We start from the raw sequence: 4491 nt of genomic DNA on the forward strand, positions 1-4491 counted from the left end.
CGCTGATCGCGCCCGACGCGCTCGCCGCGCGCATCGACGCGGCCGCCGCGATCCTGGCGGCGACGCCGCCCGCGGGCGACGGCCCGCCGCCGCGCCTGCCGGGGGCGCGGGCGCTCGCGGCGCTTGAAACGGCGAGGGCCGGGGGGATCGACCTCCCCCCGGCCCTCCTGTCCGACCTGAGGCGCCTGGCCGGTTAGGCCGCGTCCGCGCCTTCCGTGATCTCGCGCATGGCCTGGAGGAACTGCGCCACCTCGGCTTCCGTGTTGTAGTGGCACATCGAGACGCGCACCGCCGCCTCGAGGCCGAGCGGCGTCAGGATGTTGCCCGAGTAGTGGTCGGCCTTGCGCGTGTGGGTGCGGATGCCGCGCTCGCGCAGCTTCGTCACCACGTCGGGCGCGGCCATCCCCTCGACGGTGAGGGAGACGAGCCCCTCGCGCCGCGGGTTGTCGATGCCGCCCAGCACCGTCACGCCGTCCATGTCCTTCAGCCCCTTGATGTTGCCGACGCCGTGGATCATCGCGTCGGTCAGGCGCTGCTCGTGGTCGTGGATCGCCTCGCCGGCGGCCACGATCCGCTTGCGGCGGTCCGTCTCGTCCGAGACCTCGCCGCCCAGCCAGTCGAAGTAGTCCACCACGTCCGAGAAGGTGACGTAGGCGCCGGTGTCGCGGGTGCCGAACTCCCACGGGTTCCCGGGCGCGTCGATCAGGTGCTCGTGCCTGATCGCGTGGAGCCGCTCGGACACCCAGGCGACGCCATAGCCGTGGCGGGAGAAGACCTTGTAGGGCGAGACCACGTAGCCGTCGATGTCGTAGCTCTCGATGTCGAGGCGGCCGTGGGCTGCGTGCTGGATGCCGTCGACGATGATGATGCAGTCGGGCGCGACCTTGCGGATCTCGGCCGCGACGGCGCCGACATCCACGCCCATGCCGGTCACGGGCGAGGTGTGCAGGATCGTGGCGACCCGCGTGTCCGGCGTGACCTCGGGGGCGTAGGCCTCGGGCCCGACGCAGCCCGTGGCGTCGTCATGGGTCACGAGGATGTGCGGCTTGCCCGTCACCTCGGCCCAGTGCCGCGCGGCGCTGCGCGTCGCCGGATGCTCGAGCGTCGAGCCCAGAACGCGGCCCTCGGGCGTGCCGACGATGGCGGTGCGGATCAGCCGGAACAGGAGTTCCGTCCCGCTCTCGCCCACGAAGAACTGCCCCTTCGGCGCGTTGAAGAAGACGCGCATGTCCGCCTTCGCCTTGTCGATCAGCGCGACGAGGGCGTGCGCGGCGGGGTTGTCGCGGCCCTGGTTGTCGGGGATCGCGGCGAACTTCGCGGAGGTCTCGACCACGGAATTCAGCGTCAGCGCGCCGCCCGCGTTCTCGAAGAAGACGCGGGGCCCCTCGAAGGGGCAGGTGTCGACATGGGCGAAACGGCCGCGGATCGCGTCCATCAGGCCGGGTTTCTCGGTGAGCATTCTCGTCTCCGTCAGGTCTTCGGGTCGGGCATCTTCCACGTCGCCGTGGCATGGGCGGCGAGCTTCCCGTCCTCGCCGTAAAGCTTGCTCTCCATGAAGGAAAGGCTGCGTCCGCGGCGGGTGAAGCTGCCCTCGCAGATCACGGTGCCGCCCGTGACGGGGCGCATGAACTGCACCTTCATCTCGATCGTGGCGCCCGGCCCCGCGACCTTTGCGACGAGATGGCCCATCGAGATGTCCATCGCCGTGCACATGACCCCGCCATGGAGCGCGCCCTGCGGGTTGCGCAGCATGTCCGTCACCGGGAAGGTGAGGCGGCAGACTTGCTTTTCGGCGTCGGGCGCGTCCTCGGGCAGGTAGGCGAAGGTGAGGTCGAGGAACCGCGCGAGGAAGAAGCGCTCGAAGGCCTGCGCGTGGTCCTCGAGCGCGCGGTCGAGCCGCGCGCGCGCGTCCGCCACGTCGATCCTCGCTCCGCTCATGCCCCCACGAACTCGGGCTTGCGTTTCTCGAGGAAGGCGCGGCGGCCCTCGATGTAGTCCTGGCTGTCGAAGCAGGCTTTCACGCGGGCGTCGCATTCGGCGAGGTCGCGCTCGCTCTCGTGGGCGACGGTCTGGCCGACGATGTACTTGACCGAGGCGACGGTCATCGGCGCGTTCTCGGCGATCATGCGCGCGGTCTCCTCCGCCGTCTCGGCCACCTTGTCGTCGGGCACGACGCGGTTCACGAGGCCCATGATCCGCGCCTCCTCGGCGTCGAAGCGGCGGGCGGTGAAGAAGATCTCCTTGGCGAAGGAGGGGCCGACCACGTCCACCAGCCGCTTGATCCCCGGGTAGCCGTAGCCGAGGCCGAGCTTCGCGGCCGGAATGGCGAACTGCGAGCCCTGGCCGCAGATCCTGAGGTCGCAGGACAGCGCCAGCGCCACGCCGCCGCCGACGCAGAAGCCGTCGATCTGCGCGATGGTGGGCTTGGGGAAGGCCTCGATCATGTCGTAGACGCGCTTGGTCGTGGCGTTGTAGTGGGCCACGGCCTCCGCGCTCGCGCGCTCGCTCTCGAATTTCGAGACGTCGGCGCCCGAGACGAAGGCCTTCCCGCCCGCGCCCGAGAGGATGAGGATGCGCACCGAGGGGTCCGCCTGGAACCGCGTCACGGCCGCCTCCACCGCCTCCCACATCTCGAGCGAGACGGCGTTCCGCTTCTCGGGCTGGTTGAAGATGATGCGGGCGATCTCGCCCGACTGCTCGGTGAGGATCTTGTCGGTCATGTCGTCACGGTCCCTTGCAACGTGTCAGATGGCGCCCTGCGCCTTCATCTCGGCGATCTCGTCCTCGGTATAGCCGAGGTCGGCGAGGATCGCGGCGGTATGCTGGCCGGCCGTCGGCGGCGGCGCGGCGATGCGGCTCGGCGTGCGGCTCATGATGATCGGCTGGCCGACGAGCTCGGTCTCGCCGCGCTCCTGGCTGACGACGGGCTGGGCGAGGCCGAGGTGGCGCACCTGCGGGTTGGCGAAGACCTGGCTGATGTCGTTGATCTCGCCCGCCGGCACGCCCGCGGCGTTGAAACGGTCGATCCACTCGGCCGTCGTCGCCGTCCCGGTGATCGCCGCGATCTCGGCATTGAGCGCGTGCCGGTTCTCGGAGCGTGCGGCGGCGGTTGCGAAGCGCGGGTCGTCGCGCCAGTCGGGGCGGCCCATCGTGTCGCAGAACTTGCCCCAGATCACGTTGCCGGTGACGGCGATGTTCATGTGCCCGTCGGCGGTGCGGAACACGCCGGTCGGGATGGTCGTCGGATGGTCGTTGCCCGCCTGCCTGGGCACCACGCCGTCCATCAGCCAGCGCGCCGCCTGGAAGTCGAGCATGAAGACCTGCGCCTGGAGGAGCGAGGTCTGGATCCACTGGCCGCGCCCGGACTTCTGCCGCTCGTGGAGGGCGATCAGGATACCCTGCGCCGCGAAGAGGCCCGCGCAGAGATCCGCGATCGGGATGCCGACGCGCATCGGCCCGCGCCCGGGCTCACCGGTGATCGACATGAGCCCGCCCATCCCTTGCGCGATCTGGTCGAAGCCGGGGCGGTCGGCGAGCGGCCCGTCCTGTCCGAAGCCCGAGATCGAGGCGTAGATCAGCCCCGGATTGGTCTTCGACAGCGTGTCATAGTCGATGCAGAGCCGCGCCTTCACGTTGGGGCGGAAGTTCTCGACGATGATGTCGGCCGTGTCGGCCAGCCTGCGGAAGGCCGCGATGCCCGCCTCGGACTTGAGGTCCAGCGTGATGCTGCGCTTGTTGCGGTGGAGGTTCTGGAAGTCGGGCCCGTGGCGTGGCCCGCCGAACTGCGCCTCGTCCACCGGCGCCTCGATCTTGATGACGTCCGCGCCCCAGTCGGCAAGCTGGCGCACGCAGGTCGGTCCCGAGCGGACGCGGGTGAGGTCGAGAACCCGGAGGCCCGCAAGGGCCGTGCTGGCGGCCGCGTATCCGTCCGCCTCGGCGTCGGAAGCCACGGTTGCAGGCCTCGGGTTTGCAGGCTGTGACATTCTGCCTCCTATTGGAACCGCATCCGTGAGAGGGTGTATGCCATATGCCGTGGCAAGGCAATATGAATGTTGAATGTTGACAAAATTCCGGGCAGCGTGACACAGGGGAGTATGGGCATGAACACGGGCAAGACCATCGGCGCCAGCCGGGCGACACTCGCCTCCGAGGTGCGGCGCGAGATCGAGCGCATGATCGTCGACGGCGACCTCGCGGGCGGCGAGAAGCTGAACGAACTCGCCTTGTCCGACGCGATGGGGGTCAGCCGGGGCACCGTGCGCGAGGCGATCCGCTCGCTCGCGGATTCCGGGCTGATCGACCTCGTCGCGAACCGCGGCGCCTTCGTTCACGAGACGACCTTCGCCGAGGTGCGCAATCTCTACGAACTGCGCGGCGCGATCTTCGCCATGGCCTGCCGCGCCGCGGCCCGGCGCGTGGCGGCGGGGCAGGAGCCGAAGCTGCCCGCCCGCCTCCAGCGCAACCTCGAGGAGATGCGCGCCACCTACGGCG

Annotated in this window: 6 protein-coding genes; 2 read left to right on the plus strand and 4 right to left on the minus strand. The window is 69.9% G+C overall.

Going from position 1 to position 4491, the window contains the following annotated elements; translation table 11 throughout:
* The coding region (locus ACTS11_RS19380; protein ID WP_442641929.1) for a hypothetical protein at positions 1-197 on the plus strand (197 nt) is incomplete at its 5' end.
* Here the strand turns inward: ACTS11_RS19380 and ACTS11_RS19385 are convergent.
* From ACTS11_RS19385 to ACTS11_RS19400, 4 genes are read right to left on the minus strand one after another with little or no spacing between them, the layout of a single operon-like run.
* Positions 194-1459, minus strand: coding sequence for an aminotransferase class V-fold PLP-dependent enzyme (locus ACTS11_RS19385; protein ID WP_442641930.1), 1266 nt, complete (start codon positions 1457-1459; stop codon positions 194-196). The genes ACTS11_RS19380 and ACTS11_RS19385 overlap by 4 nt on opposite strands.
* A gap of 11 nt (positions 1460-1470) precedes the next feature.
* Positions 1471-1938, minus strand: coding sequence for a PaaI family thioesterase (locus ACTS11_RS19390; RefSeq protein ID WP_442641931.1), 468 nt, complete (start codon positions 1936-1938; stop codon positions 1471-1473).
* Positions 1935-2720 carry an enoyl-CoA hydratase gene (locus tag ACTS11_RS19395; RefSeq protein ID WP_442641932.1) on the minus strand — a complete coding sequence of 262 codons (786 nt, stop codon included), beginning with the start codon at positions 2718-2720 and terminating at the stop codon, positions 1935-1937. Before ACTS11_RS19395 ends, ACTS11_RS19390 begins: the two co-directional genes overlap by 4 nt.
* A gap of 24 nt (positions 2721-2744) precedes the next feature.
* A complete protein-coding gene (locus ACTS11_RS19400; RefSeq protein ID WP_442641933.1) occupies positions 2745-3983 on the minus strand; it encodes a CaiB/BaiF CoA transferase family protein in 1239 nt (412 codons plus the stop codon).
* Positions 3984-4100: 117 nt separating this feature from the next.
* Here ACTS11_RS19400 and ACTS11_RS19405 point away from each other — a divergent pair.
* Positions 4101-4491: GntR family transcriptional regulator (locus tag ACTS11_RS19405; RefSeq protein WP_442641934.1), on the plus strand; the 391-nt coding region annotated here is incomplete at its 3' end.

The sequence above is a fragment of the Roseicyclus sp. genome, assembly GCF_052168335.1.
Lineage (GTDB): Bacteria > Pseudomonadota > Alphaproteobacteria > Rhodobacterales > Rhodobacteraceae > Roseibacterium.